Source organism: Roseobacter sp. OBYS 0001 (genome assembly GCF_019654895.1).
GTDB classification, from domain to species: Bacteria; Pseudomonadota; Alphaproteobacteria; order Rhodobacterales; family Rhodobacteraceae; genus Roseobacter; species Roseobacter litoralis.
In genome coordinates this window covers 355793-370494 of sequence record NZ_BPES01000003.1, presented here as the reverse complement: position 1 = coordinate 370494, position 14702 = coordinate 355793, and the positions used below count along the sequence as shown (strand labels likewise).

Below are 14702 nucleotides of genomic sequence, written 5' to 3'. Positions count from 1 at the left end.
AGCCTACATAACAACTGCCCTATCACTGGTCAAAACGAATGCAGTCATAAATCCGCGATTTGAAACAAGAAAGTCACGCCGATGCCCCCAAAATCCGTCTGTGTCTATTGTGGATCCCGCCCCGGAACCGACCCCGACTTCATGCGCGATGCGCAAAACATGGGCCAAATGATCGCCGAAGAAGGATGGCGTCTGGTCTATGGCGCAGGCGACGTCGGACTGATGGGCGCGGTGGCGCGCGCGGCACAGGCGGCGGGCGCTGACACCTTTGGTGTAATCCCGCAACTTCTGGTGGATTGGGAGATCGGGAAGACCGACCTGACGACCTATGTGATCACCGAAACCATGCATGAGCGCAAGAAAGTCATGTTCATGAATTGCGATGCCGTGGTGGTGCTGCCCGGTGGTGCGGGATCGTTGGATGAGATGTTCGAAGCCCTGACATGGCGGCAACTCGGCTTGCATCAAAAGCCGATCTTTCTCTTGAATACAAATGGATACTGGGACCCTCTGGTGTCGCTCCTGAACCATGTGACCGCCCATGGCTTTGCCGATGAAACGCTGCATGGGTATTACACCACCGTCCCCGATCCCGAAGCCTGCCGAAAAGAGCTGCGCCGCGCGCTGGCGTAGACTGCGCTGCGCTGGCAGTCGCACGGTACAAAAAAAGCCCCGCGCCATCAGGGATGACACGGGGCTTTAAATCGTCGTCAGTCACATGATTACATGCGGGACGCGACGTTCTCCCAATTGACAAGGTTGTCGAGGAAGTTCGTCAGATAAGCAGGGCGCTTGTTACGGAAATCAATGTAGTATGAATGCTCCCACACATCGCATCCGAGCAATGCAGTCTGTCCAAAACACAGCGGGTTCACGCCGTTTTCCGTCTTGGTCACCGACAGCGAACCGTCAGCGTTTTTCACCAACCAGCACCAGCCTGACCCGAACTGGCCTGCACCTGCGACGGAAAACTGTTCCTTGAAGGCATCAACAGACCCGAAACTCTCGGTCAGCGCTTTTTCCAGTTCACCGGGCATCTTGCTCTCACCCGGGCCCATCATTTCCCAGAACTGATTGTGGTTCCACAACTGGCTGATGTTGTTGAAGATGCCACTCTGCGCCACGGAAGAGGCGTCATAGGTGCCCGTGATGATGTCTTCCATGGACTTACCTGCCCATTCGGTGCCTTCAATCGCCTTGTTGCCATTGGTCACATAGGCGTTGTGGTGCAGGTCGTGGTGGTACTCCAACGTTTCAGCAGACATGCCTTTGCCAGCCAGAGCATCGTGCGCGTAAGGAAGATCAGGAAGTTCAAAAGCCATTGTCGGGCCCCCTCTAGGTTATTCAATGCGGTGTGTAGTGCAATGAAGCGCTACACGCTCGCAGTTCAAGTATCAGGGCGCGCAAAAAGTTCCAAGCATATAGACAAAAGCGATCCTGCAGCCGCTCAACGTTTCTTGCAGGTGCCTTTGCCTCCGACCAAGTTGGAATATCCGGGCATGGTCCCCCGAATGACAACCGTGTTCTTTTCGGCATCCAGATTAATCGTGTAGAGGATAGTCAACGGTCGTGGTCTCGCGGGAATATTACTGACGCGGTAGGTCATGCGATATCTGCCCCTTCCACGGTCTTTCAGGTCGACCTCGATTGGTTCGCCGTGCACGGCGTCGATGACAGCGTCGTAGACCATAGCGGTGCCAGCCCCCGGCTCAAATTGCAGGGCCACAACACTACTTACAAACCCTTCGCCATTCCCTCGAACGTCACACACATACTCCAGTGCCACGGCCGGGGATGCAAAGGCTGCAAGTGCAGCTGTGGTAACCAAAAATTTCTTCATTACATTGACCTGTTTTAATAGAATTCTCACGCTCGAGGTTAGAAGAAAGCTGACGTAAAGAAAAGGTAGAAACAGGTACCGCCCTAGCGCCACTCGTTTCAATTGGGCCAGATAGACGAAAAGTTCGATAGGGAAATTCTGTTTGCTCAAAGAGTGGTTTCAACCTCGCGCGTAGCTACGCTGAACAAATGACCTGCCGAAAAGGCTTTGGACGACCGGTGGAAGAAATTGACGCACGTCCGGCGCCTATCATTGGCGGGCACCAAGACATGTCCCACTGCAAATGGGGCCAATCGCGACAAACCGGTCCAGGTCGCATTGGATTTCGGGCAAAAGGGGCGGATGCCATAAGACACCCGCCCCCATTTGTCTGCCCCTGATGTTCTGGTGTTATTCAGTGATGGCCGGTGCCGGTTCAGGCTCAGCTACCGGATTGGCGGGGTCTATGACGGCTGTGCCCGGTTCAACTTCCGAACCGTTTGCGCCGAGAAACGCAAGTCCTGCAACAAAGAGCCCGATGAGAAGCAATCCGACAACAATACCTTTGCCACCGATGCCTTGGTTGTGCTGTGAGTAGTCTGACATGATCTTCTCTCCTTTTCTGAGAATTTCATGATGACGGGTACACGGCGCGCTGCAATATAAGCGGAAATCCCCGACAGCTTTCGGCGGGTGACAGCCTTTGCGCCCCAACCCCATCGGCTGAGCACCGCGCATTTGGCCCGTCCGGGAACTTGCGCTATACTAAATGTGAACTGAGAGAACGGAGAAACTTCATGAGCGAACAAATGTTGGCAGTACTCGGATTTGGCAGCATCGGCGCGATTGCCATCGTCTTACTCGTGCTGGAACGGCGCGGCATCGCCAAACGCAAAGCAGCGCGTGGCGGACGTGAAGTAGATGTCAGCAATCTGATCGCATTCGGCTCTGCCGCAGGCGAGAACAAAAAGTCGGATGGCGCGTCAAAATAAGCGCTGAAAGTCATTTGCGAAAAAAAGCTCGGCACCATCAGAACTCCGGTGCGCGCCCGCACGGTCATCACGTCGCAGGTACCTGCCCCCCTCATCATGCGCGATGGCCAGACGCACGTTATCAAAACGCTAACGCATGCCGTGCGGGTGGCAGGGGCAGGCGCGCGTGGTATGTCATCGCGGCGTAATATACCCTTGATCAGTCCTTGAATAAACGCGCAGTACGCCAGAAGCGGATGGTGGACCTGAAGGCTCTGCCCACCGCCTTCATGCGTAAACCGGCCACGCGCGACATCATCTCGCATGTAACACCTCTGCTCTTGATCGTTTGCCCCTTTTGCGCGGCCCATTTGATCGCTACATGAGTACTTCAATGCTGCAAGAGGGCTTTATGACGTTCTGGATTATCTCTGCTGGACTGGCGATTGTTGTGGCCCTTTTGTTGATCCTTGCCCTGCGCGCGCCAAAACGCGGCGCAACCGAACCAGCGGCGGCTTATGACCTGCGCGTTTACCGCGATCAGTTGCGCGAAGTGGACAAGGATCTGGCGCGTGGCGTCGTGGATCCCGCAGATGCAGACCGGGTCCGTGCCGAGATTTCGCGCCGCATCCTCGCGGCTGATGCCGCCTTGCAAACCGATGCGCTTGAAGCGGACGCAAACAAAGGCGCACCAAGTCTTGTCGGGGCCATTCTGGCGGTGGTTCTGATCGGTGGCAGCCTGTGGCTGTACATGACCATCGGCGCGCCGGGCTACGGCGATCTGGCGCTCAAGGATCGCATCGTTCTGGCCGAAGAAGCCCGCGAAAATCGCCCCAGCCAGCAAGAAGCCGAAGACAGCCTGCCCGCCTATGTGGCCCCGCCGGACATCAGCCCCGATTACGTCGCGCTGGTGGAACGGCTGCGCGAAGCCGTGGCGGCGCGCCCCGAAGATATTCAGGGTCTGACCCTTCTGGCGCAAAACGAGGGGAACCTCGGCAATTTCCGCGCCGCCGCCCGCGCGCAGGGAGAAATTCTGCGGCTGCGCGGCGATGACGCCACCAGTGAAGACTACGCGAACTACGCTGATATGCTGGTGCTGGCAGCGGGTGGCTATGTCTCTCCGGAGGCGGAAAGCGTGCTGAGTCAGGTGCTTGCTCTGGACCCCACCAATGGGGCGGCGCGCTATTATATCGGCCTGATGCTGGCGCAAACCGGACGGCCCGACAATGCGTTCCGCATCTGGGACCAGCTGTTGCGCGAAGGCCCGCGCGAGGCCGCCTGGATCGAACCTGTCCTCGCCCAGATCGAAGACCTCGCGTTCCGGGCTGGCGTCAACTACCAACTGCCCGAAATCGGCCCCGGTCTTGACGCTCCCGGCGGCCCGAGCGCTGCCGACATCGAGGCCGCAGGTGAGATGAGCCCGTCCGAACGCCTCGAGATGATCGAGAGTATGGTGCAGGGCCTTTCAGACCGGCTTGGTACCGAGGGCGGCCCGGTGCAGGATTGGGCACAGCTGATCACCGCACTTGGCGTCTTGGGCCAGACGGGGGCGGCGCGCAGCGTCTATGAAAACGCCATTCAGGTCTTTGCCGATGACACCCGCGCGCTTGATCTGCTGCTGCGCGCCGGACAACGGGCGCAAGTGGCCGAATGATCCTTGAAGATACCGCTGACTTTCTCGCGGCACTTGCGCCGATGCGCAGCCTCATGGGCCTTGATCTGGGCACCCAGACCATCGGTGTCGCCGTAAGCGATACGTTCCTGTCGGTGGCCACGCCTTTGGAAACCATCAAACGGCGTAAGTTCACGCTGGACGCCGCCCGTCTGGTGAAAATCGCTTCCGAACGGCGGCTTGGCGGGCTTGTGCTGGGTCTGCCGCGCAATATGGACGGCTCGGAAGGGCCGCGCTGCCAATCCACCCGCGCCTTTGCCCGCAATCTGGAAAAAACCATCGGGTCGGACCTGCCCATCACCTTTTGGGATGAGCGCCTGTCCACCGTGGCTGCCGAACGCGCCCTGCTTGAGGCGGATACGTCTCGAAAACGTCGCGCAGAGGTCATTGACCACGTCGCCGCAGGGTATATCCTGCAAGGCGCGTTGGACCGCATCCGCGTGATACGCGCAGAACAGGATCAAAAATGAGTGACATCTGGAAGCGGGACGAAGTCGAAAGCCCCTGCATCAAAATCTGCGTGATCCACCCCGAGGCACGCCTGTGCACGGGCTGCCTGCGCTCCATCGATGAAATCACGATGTGGTCCAAACTCTCACCCGACGCGCGGCGCATGGTGATGGACGAATTGCCAAGCAGACAAGGGCTGCTCACCAAACGTCGCGGCGGACGGGCCGCACGGTTGGCCCGCTGACCGGTCAGCCCATGTGACGGCCTGATATCCGGACCGGTTACCACCCGACGAAACACACCAAAGCGATCTTGAATAAAGCCACCCGCGCGCACATCTATGACGTGCAAGGCAGCGGGTTTACGCTGCCTTTTTTAATGTCAAAACAGGGAAACGCGACATATGAAATCTACCAGAATTTGCTTCGGTGCCTTTGGCGTCTTGATGCTCACCGCCGGATCCACCCTTGCGGACGGACACGGCGCTGTCGGGGATGATGTCATCGCCGCACAACGGGCGGCCTTGGCCAAAAATACGCAAGGCGCCGGTTTTGGGCCACAATCCCCGCGTGACCTCGAAACGCTGAGCGGCAACAACGCGCGCGCCTTCGGCACGGCCCCCGCATTTACGCAAATGAACCTGTGCAACATCCACTTTCACGAAAACGCCGAACACCGTGGCGGCGAATTCACGGCATTTGCCGGGAACGGCGATGGGGCGGGCGCAGGAACGGGGTTCAGATACAATGGCACCCTGTCCGAGGCTGAGCTTACACCCTTGGGACGCACAATCGGCGCAGGAAAATACGGCGATCTGGCACCGGGTGACACAATCGAACTGCATTACGTGCACACCACCGCGCAGGTCGCGCCGGGCCCAACGCTGGGCGCTTGTCTTGCCGAGTCCATCGGCAACCCCCAGCTGCGTGTCGAGGCGCAGGTCTATGTGCTCGTCAACGATCCGGAAGCGGCAGATTTCGTGACCCTGACCCAAGTGGAACAGGTCGATGGCCTTTATCAGGCGGTCAACATTCCCACCGACACCGGCACCCCGATCGCCTACAACGGATCGACAACCGGCCCCTCTTTCAACGAACAAGGATCGCCCCTGCAGGTCTCATGGAGCGTGCGACCTGAGGTGATGAAGGTCTCCATCACCAGCGTCGAGACATGGCTGTCCGACAATATTTTCAGTGAGGGCGAAGCTCACGGCGTGCGCAACCTCGTCGTGAACCCGGACCTGATTTCCGACATCAACTAGAGCGTCTGACGAAATATCTGAAACATCAAGCATCACGTAACGCATTGAAATCTTTGATTTCAGGCAGCGTTACGTGATGGTTCTGGTCTGTCATCAGACCCAACAGGCGACCAGATACCCGCCCCACACCCTTGTGCACATTTGTGACAAGGGCATGGGGCGGGTCCATCACGCTATACTTACGCCGACTGCAATTTCCGCGCCTCTGCCCCTGCGAGATCCAGCAAATGCTGCATGAACGGCTTGTCCAGATCATCACTGCGCACAGCCGCATAAAGACGCCGCGTGATCCCTTGGGCCGTCAGGGGGCGCGTGACGTAGTCGGATGAATACTTCACCTCGCGCACCACCCAATCGGGCAAGACCGCCACTCCCCGGTTGGACGCCACCAACAGCAGAATAACGGCCGTCAGTTCCACCTGCCGGATCGCCGCAGGTTCGACCTTGGCCGGGATCAGCAGCTGGCTGAACACGTCCAGACGCGAACGCTCCACCGGATAGGTGATCAGGGTCTCGCCACGAAAGTCGCCCGCCTCGATATAGGGTTTCTGGGCCAGGGCATGGGTGCTGGCCGCCACGAAAACCGGTGCATAATCAAAGAGTTCGACAAATTCCACACCGGGCAGATCCTCGGGGTCAGACGACACCACCAGATCGACTTCCTCCTTCAGCAGCGCGGGCAGCGCGTCAAAGGCCAAACCGGGGCGGATGTCCACGTCGACCTCCCCCCAGGCTTTGCGAAACTGTTCCAGCACGGGAAACAGCCACTCAAAACAGGCGTGGCATTCAATGGCGATATGCATCCGCCCCGTGCTGCCCGCGCGCAAGCCGGTGAATTCATCCTGCAATGCCTTGACCTGCGGCAAAACCTGCCGCGCGAGTTTCAGCAAACGCATCCCCGCCGGAGACAGCTTGAGCGGTTTGGACCGGCGCACGAAAAGCTCAACCCCCGCCTGATCCTCCAAGCCCTTGATTTGATGGCTCAAGGCGGATTGCGTGATATGCAACTGGTCCGCCGCATGCGCCAACCCCCCCGCCTCATGGATCGCTTCAATCGTGCGCAGATGGCGAAACTCAATATGCATACAGAACTCATGTTAAAGATGAAAGTTATGAATTTGTCTCATTTTTAATTCTGTGGCACAAGTCATGAAAAATCCGAGGATACATTGATGCCCATCCCAGCCGTTTCATTCGAAGTCTTCCCGCCCCGCTCCATTGATGCGTCTTTCAAGCTTTGGGATACCGCGCAGGCGCTTGCGCCTTTGGCCCCACGCTTTTTCTCAGTCACCTACGGCGCGGGCGGCACGACACGCGATCTGACCCATGATGCGGCCTATACGTTGCACAAATCATCCGGACTGCCGGTCGCCGCGCATCTGACCTGCGTGGGCGCATCAAAGGCCGAAACCCTCGCCATCGCGCAACGCTTCGCCCAGGCCGGGATCACGGATATCGTTGCCCTGCGCGGCGATGCACCCGACGGCAGCACTGGCTTCACCCCGCATCCGGACGGGTTCGCCAACTCGGTTGAGTTGATAGAGGCCCTGTCACGCAGCGGTCAATTCACGCTGCGCGTCGGTGCATACCCAGAAAAACACCCCGAAGCGGCAAGCCAGCAGGCCAATATCGACTGGCTCAAGGCCAAGGTTGACGCAGGCGCTTGCGAGGCGATCACGCAGTTCTTCTTTGAGGCGGATACCTTTCTGCGGTTTCGCGACGATTGCGCGCGCGCGGGCATCTCCGTCCCAATCACACCCGGCATCCTGCCCATCACCAACTGGACGAACGCCCGCAAATTCGCGCAGCGCTGCGGGACATCCATCCCCGCGTGGCTCGATCAGGCGTTTGACGCGGCCCTGCGGGATGACCGACACGACCTGCTGGCCCGTGCGTTATGCACCGAACTCTGCTCGGATCTGGTGGACGAAGGCGTCGACAGTTTGCATTTCTATACCCTCAACCGCCCGGAACTGACGCGCGAAATATGTCATGCATTGGGTGTCACACAGGCCGTCACAGGTGTTATGGACGTCGCGTAAACCTTGAAGCCGCGCACCAGCCGCTTAGTGTCTCAACAACACTTATTGCGGAGAACCAGATGCCCTACGCTGCCCAAACCCCTGACGATTTGCTGCCCCGCTCTGAAATCCTTGGCATGTCGGGGCTGACCTTCATGCAGCGCGTGCTCAAAGGAGAGATCGCAGGCGCTCCCATTGCGGCGACACTCAATTTCAACCTGCTTGAGGTCGAAGAGGGCCGCGTGCGCTTTTGCGGCACCCCGGAATTCAGCGCCATGAACCCCAGCGGTGCCGTCCATGGCGGCTGGTATGGGGCCTTGCTCGATTCGGCACTGGGCTGCGCTGTGATGACCAAAGTGCCGCAGGGTTCGGTCTATACGACGCTGGAGTATAAGGTGAATATCACCCGCGCCATTCCCCTCGGCATGTTCGTCCATTGCGATGCCGTGGTGGATCACGCAGGCCGCACCACCAGCGTGGCACATGGCGAAATTCGCGGCGCCGAGGATGGCAAGCTCTACGCAACCGGATCAACGACCTGCATCATTATGAAACCGGGCTAAAGACGATATACCGAGTAGATGGACAACATTTAAATACGTGCTCGTCGCAGTTGCCTTTGTTTTGGGGGCGTTTTTAATAGCGACGGTCGAATCCATGGTAAAATTGCCGGATTTCAAAACCTACAACCTTGCTGCCGCAGAAGCTGAAGTGCAGCGCGCCCTTTCGGCGAAGGATCCAAACTTGAAATCCAGCTGGGACACCAAGAGAATAACCGTCTCAGACTGCAAGATCATCGAAACGCGATCTTCGGCGCAAGCTTGCGAAATGGGCTGGTCATTCTATGCGACGACCGCGTTCATCGATCTGAAACACCACAGAGCCACCATCAATTTGACAGCGACCCACTTAAGGGAAGGCAGCACCGTGGTCTCGATGGTGCGTTTGACGCCCATCGGTGCGTGGCGCGACACCGCGCAGAGGTTCGATGCGGAGGAAAAAGAACTGCTTTCAGCGGAACGCATCAGGCGGGGCGGCGGATCTCAGACGGCGGTCAACGTGTCTGACGCGCTGATGTCAGATCGTTCCATCGACGATTTCAAATCCTACGACAGGGCCGACTACTGCGTCGGGGGCAGCGGCATTTCGACCAGTCGCGGTGTATTTGGTGTGCCGAGCGACGTCTTGAAAAATGCCGCAACGGCGTTTTAAAGCGTCTGACGAAATACCTGAGACATCAAGTATCACGTAACGCGTTGAAATCTTTGATTTCAGGCAGCGTTACGTGATTCAGGTTTTTCGCATGACGCTTCAGGATCTCATGCATATCTGCCGCGGCAGATGGTGGCCGCGCATCATTACTCCCAATGAATTGCAAGCCGGGTCGCTCGAATAGCCGCGCACGCTGATGCTAGACTGCCCTGCCAAACGCCATTCTGCGCCGGGGTGCGGGACGCGCGGCCGCGCGCAAATGCACGCTGTCATGCATCCGCTCGGAGGAGTCCGTCAGCGCCACACGCGCACGGCGCGTCACGAACCACTTGCCGCGCCCGCGAAAGGTGCCCAGCATCGGGGCGTTCGGATCACAGGGAAACCGCCTGGCCCAGCCCTCGGGCAGCGGCAACCCGGCCAGCTGCGCGCGCTCCAGCATCCAGACCAACGGGATGTTGGACAGGGGCCGCGCGTCCTCGAACCCGCCCAGCTGCCCGCCGATATCGCCATGGGTTCCGGGAAACCAAAGCTGCTCCACCCGGCCCTCGAAACCATCGGGCGTGTTCCACATCACCGGCGCATAGGCCGCGCGGGTTTCATCCAGCGCCACCGCGTGAAACCCCGCCTTGACATTATGGCTCAGCGCATCGCTGTGAAACGCATGCGCCTTTTCGCTCAACCGCCACAGCACGGGCATATTCAGGCCCAGCGCCTTGACCGTGTCCCACACACCAATCATTTCAATCTCGACGTTCTGCAAACATTTTGCCCGGGAAAAGGCGCGTGCCACGTCGCTCTCCGGGTTGCCTTGATAATGGCGGTAAACATCACGAATGTTCCGCTCCGTCGCGACCTGAGCGCGCAACAGCCCCATCATGTCAATGACACCCGCAAGGCTGCGCACCGCATAGGCCCCGCGCGAATATCCCATGAGGAAAATGCGATCCCCCGGCCTGTAGCGCGATGCTAGGTAGCCATAGGCGCGCCTGATCTGCCGATTGATCCCGCGCCCGATCATCACATCGCGCGCGGACCGCCAGTCAGTCCATTGCAGGCCGGGTTCATAATAAATCGACAGTTGCGCGCCCATCTCGCGGCACAGATGATAGGCGATCCCGGCGTTCGTCTCCTGACCGGGATTGAGCGACGACATCGTGCCGTCGAGAATAATAACATGCGTGACCGGCCCGCGGCGGGGCCCAAAATCCTGCGCTGGCCGCCGCCAGATCGCCCGGCGCAGCCAGTGCCACGTTTTTCTATTCGGCCGCGATAGCCTCACTGTTTAACAACTCCCAAACCTTCAGCGGTGTGAACGGCATATCCGCCTGCCGCACGCCATGCTCCCAAAGCGCATCCTGAACTGCATTCGCCACAGCGGCGAGGGCACCAACCGTGCCGGCCTCTCCACACCCCTTCATCCCCATGATATTCGCCGTTGAGGGCACGGGTTCAGAGGTAAAGCTGATGTTGGGCACACCATCCGCCCGCGGCATCGCGTAATCCATGAAACTCGCGGTCAGCAACTGGCCCTGCTCATCAAAAACCACATGTTCGCTGATCGCCTGCCCGATGCCCTGTGCGACACCGCCATGCACCTGTCCTTCGGCCAGCATCGGGTTGATAAGATTTCCAAAATCATCAACCACCGTATAGCGATCGACGCTGACAACGCCGGTATCGGGGTCAATCACAACCTCGGACACATGGCAGCCATTGGGGAAACTGCGCGCAGGCAGGGTCGCGCGTGCCGCGTGACTCAACAGATCATCGCGGCCCTTTTCACGGGCCAGTTCGGCCACTTCCAACATGGTCGGCGTCATATTGCTGCCATCCGCGCGGAAGCGTTCATCGTCAAAACTGATCTCAGATGCTGGCACGCCCATTTCATCGGCCAGAAAGGCCGTGAATGCCGTGGTCATGACCTCAACCGTGGCCAGCGTCGCCGTATTCTGCACGGTGACGGAGCGTGACCCGCCAGTGCCGCCGCCCTGCGCAATCTGATCACTGTCGCCCTGCACGACAAAAATCTGATCCGCCGGTATCCCGGTCTGATCACTCAGAAACTGGGCATAGACGGTTTCATGCCCCTGTCCTGTGCTTTGTGTGCCGACATAGATGCTCACGGTGCCATCCTCATTGAACGCAATCTTTGCGCCTTCACTAGGATCACCCAAAATACTTTCAATATAGTAACACAGCCCCAGTCCGCGCAGCAGACCCCGGCCCGCGTCGGCTTCTTTGCGTGCCGCAAAGCCCGCAAGATCGGCCTCAAGTTCAGCGCGGCGCAGCACTTTGTCGAAATCGCCGACGTCATACAATTCACCGGTCGAGTTCTGATAGGGGAACTGATCAGGCTTGATGAAATTGATCCGCCGCAATTCCAGCGGGTCCACACCGAGGGTCCGGGCCGCGCGGTCAATCAACCGCTCCAGCACGTAAATCGCCTCGGGTCGCCCTGCGCCACGATAGGCGTCCACATAGGTCGTGTTGGTGTAAATCCCCTCGACCCGCAGCCATGTGGCCTGCACATCATAGACCCCCATCAGCACCCGGCTGAACAGCTGGCTCTGGATGAACTGCGCATACATGCTGTTGTAAGCGCCAAGGTTGCAGCGCGTATGCACGCGATATCCGATGATCTTGTGGTTTTCATCAAAGGCAAATTCGGCAAAGCTCGTCAGATCGCGCCCGGCGTTATCTGTCAACATCGCCTCGGTACGCTCCGACATCCAGCGCACGGGCTTGCCGACAGTTTTGGCGGCATGGGCGGCCAGCGCATATTCCGGATAGGGGAACCCCTTCATCCCGAACCCACCGCCCGTATCCGGGTTGGTGACCCGCACGCGTTCTGCGTCGATGTTCAGCAATTCCGCGATCTCTGATTTCTGCGCCCAGACGCCCTGCCCGCCCACAGAAACATGGACCCGCTCGCCCTTCCATTCGGCATAACATCCGCGCGGCTCAAGCGAATTGACGATGATGCGATTGTCTGGCACCTCCAGCGATACCGTGTGCGCAGCGGCGGCAAATGCGGCGTCCGTGGCGGCCTCATCTCCCATGCCCCAGTCAAAGGCCACGTTGTCAGGGGCCTCGGCGTGCAATGGCGCGCCACCGGCCTGAATATCCATCTTGGCGGGCAACTCATCATAGGACAGGTCTATCAATTCCGCCGCATCGCGCGCCTGGTCGAGCGTCTCCGCCACGATGAACGACACAGGCTCGCCCACAAAACGCAAACGCTCCTCTGCGAGGATCGGTCTGCGGGGGGCCGCACCCATGCTGCCATCGAGGTTCTTGACCGTCTGGGCGGACATCGATTTGGTAATCCCGGCAGCCTTCAGATCATCCGCCGTCAGCACCGCGTGCACGCCTGGCGCGGTGCGCGCCTCCGCTACATCCAGACCGGTGATCACCGCATGGGCCACAGGCGCGCGAAACACAAAAGCAAAGAGCGCACCCTCAGGTGCGATATCATCTACATAGCGACCTTCACCTGTGAGAAAACGAACATCCTCAACCCGCTTTACGGGCTGTGATTTGCCAAATTTTTCCATGCGATGCCTCCTTGCATACCGACCTCTGTCATTGGGACAGTAGCGGTGGTGACCCGCTTGTCCAGTGCTGAGACCTGTCATAACATGATCGCCGGCACCAACGGACCGACGCGCCGTTTTGCGGCACGCAGATTGATGTCGCAAACAGAACAGAAGCCCGCCCGCACCAGCGCGATCATTCAACCACACGACCCGGAGGATCAGATGCCCCACCCCTTGCCACTGGAACAGGGCCGACTGACGCAAGCCCAGACAGATCAGTACTGGCGCGACGGCTATCTCTTCCCGCTGCAGGTGATGCCCGCGCGTGAGGCGACCGCCCTGCGCGCCGAGCTTGAACAGATCGAGGCGGATTACCTCGATGCGGGCCTGCCCCTGCCGCTCAGCACCTATAAGCGTGTCAATTCGCATTGCGTGATGCCCATGGCCCACCGCATCGGGTCCGACCCGCGCATTCTGGACGTCGTCGAAGGTATCCTCGGCCCCGACATCATGATCTACGCGGTGGAATTCTTCATCAAGGAACCCCGCACCAACCAGATCGTCTCCATGCATCAGGACCTGACCTATTGGGGCCTCGGCGCGATTGACGGGCTGGTCACCGCATGGCTGTCGCTCTCGCCTGCGACGCCTGCCTCCGGGTGCATGGATTTCGTGCGCGGCTCACATAAAAACGCGATCCTGCCGCATGAAGACACCTTTGCCGAGAATAACCTTCTGTCGCGCGGGCAGGAAGTACAGGTCGATGTGGCGGACGCAGACAAGGTGCCCATCGAAATCCACCCCGGCCAGATCTCGCTCCACCACGGGCTGACGATCCACGGCTCCGGCCCCAATACCACCGATGATCGCCGCATTGCCGCCGTCATCCGCTACTGCACGCCGGATGTGAAACAGCAAGTGGCCGAGGTCGATTATGCCCTCCTCGCCCGTGGCGCAGACAGGCACGGCCATTTCGCCAGCTTCCCCGCGCCATCGGCGAATTTTGCCCCCGATGCCCTCGCGCAGTATGATAAAATCCGCGCCGCACAGGCCAAGGCGATGATGTCCGGCGCCAGGGAACAAGGAACCCTCTACGGATGATCGACCGCGTCAGCTTTACCCAGATGAAAGACGGCACCAAGGAAGACTACGACTTCCTCACCGAACACGAAACTGCCTATACTAAAGGCACCGCCGACCGCCTGCTCAAGGCGCTGGTCAGCCTTGATGAAAGCCTCTCGGGCTACCAGATCACCCGCCTTGGCCACTCGCTGCAATCGGCCACCCGCGCCGAACGCGATGGCGCTGACACGGATTGGATCGTCTCCGCCCTGCTGCATGACATCGGCGACATCTTTGCGCCCTACAACCACGACGAATACGCCGCCACCATCCTGCGCCCCTTCGTGCGCGAGCAATGCACGTGGGTCGTGGAAAAACACGGTGACTTCCAAATGATTTACTACGGCCACCACGTCGGCGCGAACCCGCACAAACGCGACGCCTACCGCGACAGCGCCTATTTTGACGACTGCGCGCAGTTTTGCGAACGCTGGGACCAGTCCAGCTTTGATCCCGCCTATGACACCCTGCCGATTGACCACTTTGTCGACCGGGTGCGCGCCGTCTTTGCCCGCACGCCTTACCATCCGGCCATCATCCGCCCCGGCGCACGCGAACCGCTGATCAGCACATAAACCGCACGCCCGACCTTTCCCTTTGCGGCGACCTCGGCTAGATCATCGCGCAAGCAAGGGTAA

17 protein-coding genes are annotated in these 14702 nt (G+C 59.3%); 11 read left to right on the top strand and 6 right to left on the bottom strand.

The window, feature by feature from the left end; translation table 11 throughout:
• Nucleotides 1-81: 81 nt before the first annotated feature.
• Nucleotides 82-633, top strand: coding sequence for a TIGR00730 family Rossman fold protein (locus K5Q35_RS09550; RefSeq protein ID WP_220799391.1), 552 nt, complete (start codon nucleotides 82-84; stop codon nucleotides 631-633).
• A gap of 89 nt (nucleotides 634-722) precedes the next feature.
• Here the strand turns inward: K5Q35_RS09550 and K5Q35_RS09545 are convergent, their stop codons facing one another.
• The 3 genes from K5Q35_RS09545 to K5Q35_RS09535 form a co-directional block, all read right to left on the bottom strand.
• Nucleotides 723-1322: a superoxide dismutase gene (locus K5Q35_RS09545; RefSeq protein WP_220799390.1), complete on the bottom strand. Its 600-nt coding sequence runs from the start codon at nucleotides 1320-1322 to the stop codon at nucleotides 723-725.
• A gap of 125 nt (nucleotides 1323-1447) precedes the next feature.
• Nucleotides 1448-1840, bottom strand: coding sequence for a hypothetical protein (locus K5Q35_RS09540; protein ID WP_220799389.1), 393 nt, complete (start codon nucleotides 1838-1840; stop codon nucleotides 1448-1450).
• Nucleotides 1841-2230: 390 nt separating this feature from the next.
• Nucleotides 2231-2425, bottom strand: a complete 195-nt coding sequence (locus tag K5Q35_RS09535; protein WP_044025363.1) for a hypothetical protein — start codon at nucleotides 2423-2425, stop codon at nucleotides 2231-2233.
• Between the two features lie 191 nt (nucleotides 2426-2616).
• Here K5Q35_RS09535 and K5Q35_RS09530 point away from each other — a divergent pair, with 191 nt between their 5' ends.
• The 5 genes from K5Q35_RS09530 to K5Q35_RS09510 all read left to right on the top strand — a co-directional run bounded on the left by K5Q35_RS09530 (nucleotide 2617) and on the right by K5Q35_RS09510 (nucleotide 6173).
• Nucleotides 2617-2811 (top strand): hypothetical protein, encoded by a 195-nt coding sequence (locus K5Q35_RS09530; protein ID WP_013962818.1) that lies wholly within the window; start codon nucleotides 2617-2619, stop codon nucleotides 2809-2811.
• 391 nt (nucleotides 2812-3202) lie between these two features.
• Entirely contained in the window at nucleotides 3203-4444 is a 1242-nt protein-coding gene (gene ccmI / locus K5Q35_RS09525; protein WP_220799387.1) for a c-type cytochrome biogenesis protein CcmI, read from the top strand.
• A complete protein-coding gene (ruvX, locus tag K5Q35_RS09520; RefSeq protein ID WP_220799386.1) occupies nucleotides 4441-4932 on the top strand; it encodes a Holliday junction resolvase RuvX in 492 nt (163 codons plus the stop codon). The genes ccmI and ruvX overlap by 4 nt, the downstream gene beginning before the upstream one ends.
• On the top strand, nucleotides 4929-5156 hold the full coding sequence (locus tag K5Q35_RS09515) for a DUF1289 domain-containing protein (protein ID WP_013962822.1): 228 nt from the start codon (nucleotides 4929-4931) through the stop codon (nucleotides 5154-5156). The genes ruvX and K5Q35_RS09515 overlap by 4 nt, the downstream gene beginning before the upstream one ends.
• A gap of 159 nt (nucleotides 5157-5315) precedes the next feature.
• Complete coding sequence (locus tag K5Q35_RS09510; protein ID WP_220799385.1) at nucleotides 5316-6173, top strand: delta-class carbonic anhydrase; 858 nt, start codon at nucleotides 5316-5318, stop codon at nucleotides 6171-6173.
• A gap of 179 nt (nucleotides 6174-6352) precedes the next feature.
• Here the strand turns inward: K5Q35_RS09510 and K5Q35_RS09505 are convergent, their stop codons facing one another.
• Nucleotides 6353-7258, bottom strand: a complete 906-nt coding sequence (locus K5Q35_RS09505; protein WP_220799384.1) for a LysR family transcriptional regulator — start codon at nucleotides 7256-7258, stop codon at nucleotides 6353-6355.
• 87 nt (nucleotides 7259-7345) lie between these two features.
• Here K5Q35_RS09505 and metF point away from each other — a divergent pair, with 87 nt between their 5' ends.
• The 3 genes from metF (at nucleotide 7346) to K5Q35_RS09490 (ending at nucleotide 9406) form a co-directional block, all read left to right on the top strand.
• On the top strand, nucleotides 7346-8215 hold the full coding sequence (metF, locus tag K5Q35_RS09500; protein ID WP_220799383.1) for a methylenetetrahydrofolate reductase [NAD(P)H]: 870 nt from the start codon (nucleotides 7346-7348) through the stop codon (nucleotides 8213-8215).
• Between the two features lie 59 nt (nucleotides 8216-8274).
• Entirely contained in the window at nucleotides 8275-8757 is a 483-nt protein-coding gene (locus K5Q35_RS09495; protein ID WP_013962827.1) for a PaaI family thioesterase, read from the top strand.
• 94 nt (nucleotides 8758-8851) lie between these two features.
• On the top strand, nucleotides 8852-9406 hold the full coding sequence (locus tag K5Q35_RS09490; RefSeq protein WP_220799382.1) for a hypothetical protein: 555 nt from the start codon (nucleotides 8852-8854) through the stop codon (nucleotides 9404-9406).
• A gap of 199 nt (nucleotides 9407-9605) precedes the next feature.
• Here K5Q35_RS09490 and K5Q35_RS09485 read toward each other — a convergent pair whose 3' ends face one another.
• Nucleotides 9606-10685 carry a DUF2235 domain-containing protein gene (locus K5Q35_RS09485; RefSeq protein ID WP_052304804.1) on the bottom strand — a complete coding sequence of 360 codons (1080 nt, stop codon included), beginning with the start codon at nucleotides 10683-10685 and terminating at the stop codon, nucleotides 9606-9608.
• Nucleotides 10663-12960 (bottom strand): xanthine dehydrogenase family protein molybdopterin-binding subunit, encoded by a 2298-nt coding sequence (locus K5Q35_RS09480; RefSeq protein WP_220799381.1) that lies wholly within the window; start codon nucleotides 12958-12960, stop codon nucleotides 10663-10665. The genes K5Q35_RS09485 and K5Q35_RS09480 overlap by 23 nt, the downstream gene beginning before the upstream one ends.
• Nucleotides 12961-13164: 204 nt before the next feature.
• Between K5Q35_RS09480 and K5Q35_RS09475 the strand changes: the two genes are divergently transcribed.
• Together K5Q35_RS09475 and K5Q35_RS09470 are read left to right on the top strand one after the other, a co-directional pair.
• Nucleotides 13165-14043, top strand: coding sequence for a phytanoyl-CoA dioxygenase family protein (locus tag K5Q35_RS09475; RefSeq protein WP_220799454.1), 879 nt, complete (start codon nucleotides 13165-13167; stop codon nucleotides 14041-14043).
• On the top strand, nucleotides 14040-14639 hold the full coding sequence (locus K5Q35_RS09470; RefSeq protein WP_220799380.1) for an HD domain-containing protein: 600 nt from the start codon (nucleotides 14040-14042) through the stop codon (nucleotides 14637-14639). The genes K5Q35_RS09475 and K5Q35_RS09470 overlap by 4 nt, the downstream gene beginning before the upstream one ends.
• The last annotated feature ends 63 nt before the right edge of the window (nucleotides 14640-14702 follow it).

Bases quoted from the DNA above. Each gene is read 5' to 3' on its own strand.
- K5Q35_RS09550 (WP_220799391.1), top strand. From the start codon at position 82: ATGCCCCCAAAATCCGTCTGTGTCTATTGTGGATCCCGCCCCGGAACC.
- K5Q35_RS09545 (WP_220799390.1), bottom strand. From the start codon at position 1,322: ATGGCTTTTGAACTTCCTGATCTTCCTTACGCGCACGATGCTCTGGCT.
- K5Q35_RS09540 (WP_220799389.1), bottom strand. From the start codon at position 1,840: ATGAAGAAATTTTTGGTTACCACAGCTGCACTTGCAGCCTTTGCATCC.
- K5Q35_RS09535 (WP_044025363.1), bottom strand. From the start codon at position 2,425: ATGTCAGACTACTCACAGCACAACCAAGGCATCGGTGGCAAAGGTATT.
- K5Q35_RS09530 (WP_013962818.1), top strand. From the start codon at position 2,617: ATGAGCGAACAAATGTTGGCAGTACTCGGATTTGGCAGCATCGGCGCG.
- ccmI (WP_220799387.1), top strand. From the start codon at position 3,203: ATGACGTTCTGGATTATCTCTGCTGGACTGGCGATTGTTGTGGCCCTT.
- ruvX (WP_220799386.1), top strand. From the start codon at position 4,441: ATGATCCTTGAAGATACCGCTGACTTTCTCGCGGCACTTGCGCCGATG.
- K5Q35_RS09515 (WP_013962822.1), top strand. From the start codon at position 4,929: ATGAGTGACATCTGGAAGCGGGACGAAGTCGAAAGCCCCTGCATCAAA.
- K5Q35_RS09510 (WP_220799385.1), top strand. From the start codon at position 5,316: ATGAAATCTACCAGAATTTGCTTCGGTGCCTTTGGCGTCTTGATGCTC.
- K5Q35_RS09505 (WP_220799384.1), bottom strand. From the start codon at position 7,258: ATGCATATTGAGTTTCGCCATCTGCGCACGATTGAAGCGATCCATGAG.
- metF (WP_220799383.1), top strand. From the start codon at position 7,346: ATGCCCATCCCAGCCGTTTCATTCGAAGTCTTCCCGCCCCGCTCCATT.
- K5Q35_RS09495 (WP_013962827.1), top strand. From the start codon at position 8,275: ATGCCCTACGCTGCCCAAACCCCTGACGATTTGCTGCCCCGCTCTGAA.
- K5Q35_RS09490 (WP_220799382.1), top strand. From the start codon at position 8,852: ATGGTAAAATTGCCGGATTTCAAAACCTACAACCTTGCTGCCGCAGAA.
- K5Q35_RS09480 (WP_220799381.1), bottom strand. From the start codon at position 12,960: ATGGAAAAATTTGGCAAATCACAGCCCGTAAAGCGGGTTGAGGATGTT.
- K5Q35_RS09475 (WP_220799454.1), top strand. From the start codon at position 13,165: ATGCCCCACCCCTTGCCACTGGAACAGGGCCGACTGACGCAAGCCCAG.
- K5Q35_RS09470 (WP_220799380.1), top strand. From the start codon at position 14,040: ATGATCGACCGCGTCAGCTTTACCCAGATGAAAGACGGCACCAAGGAA.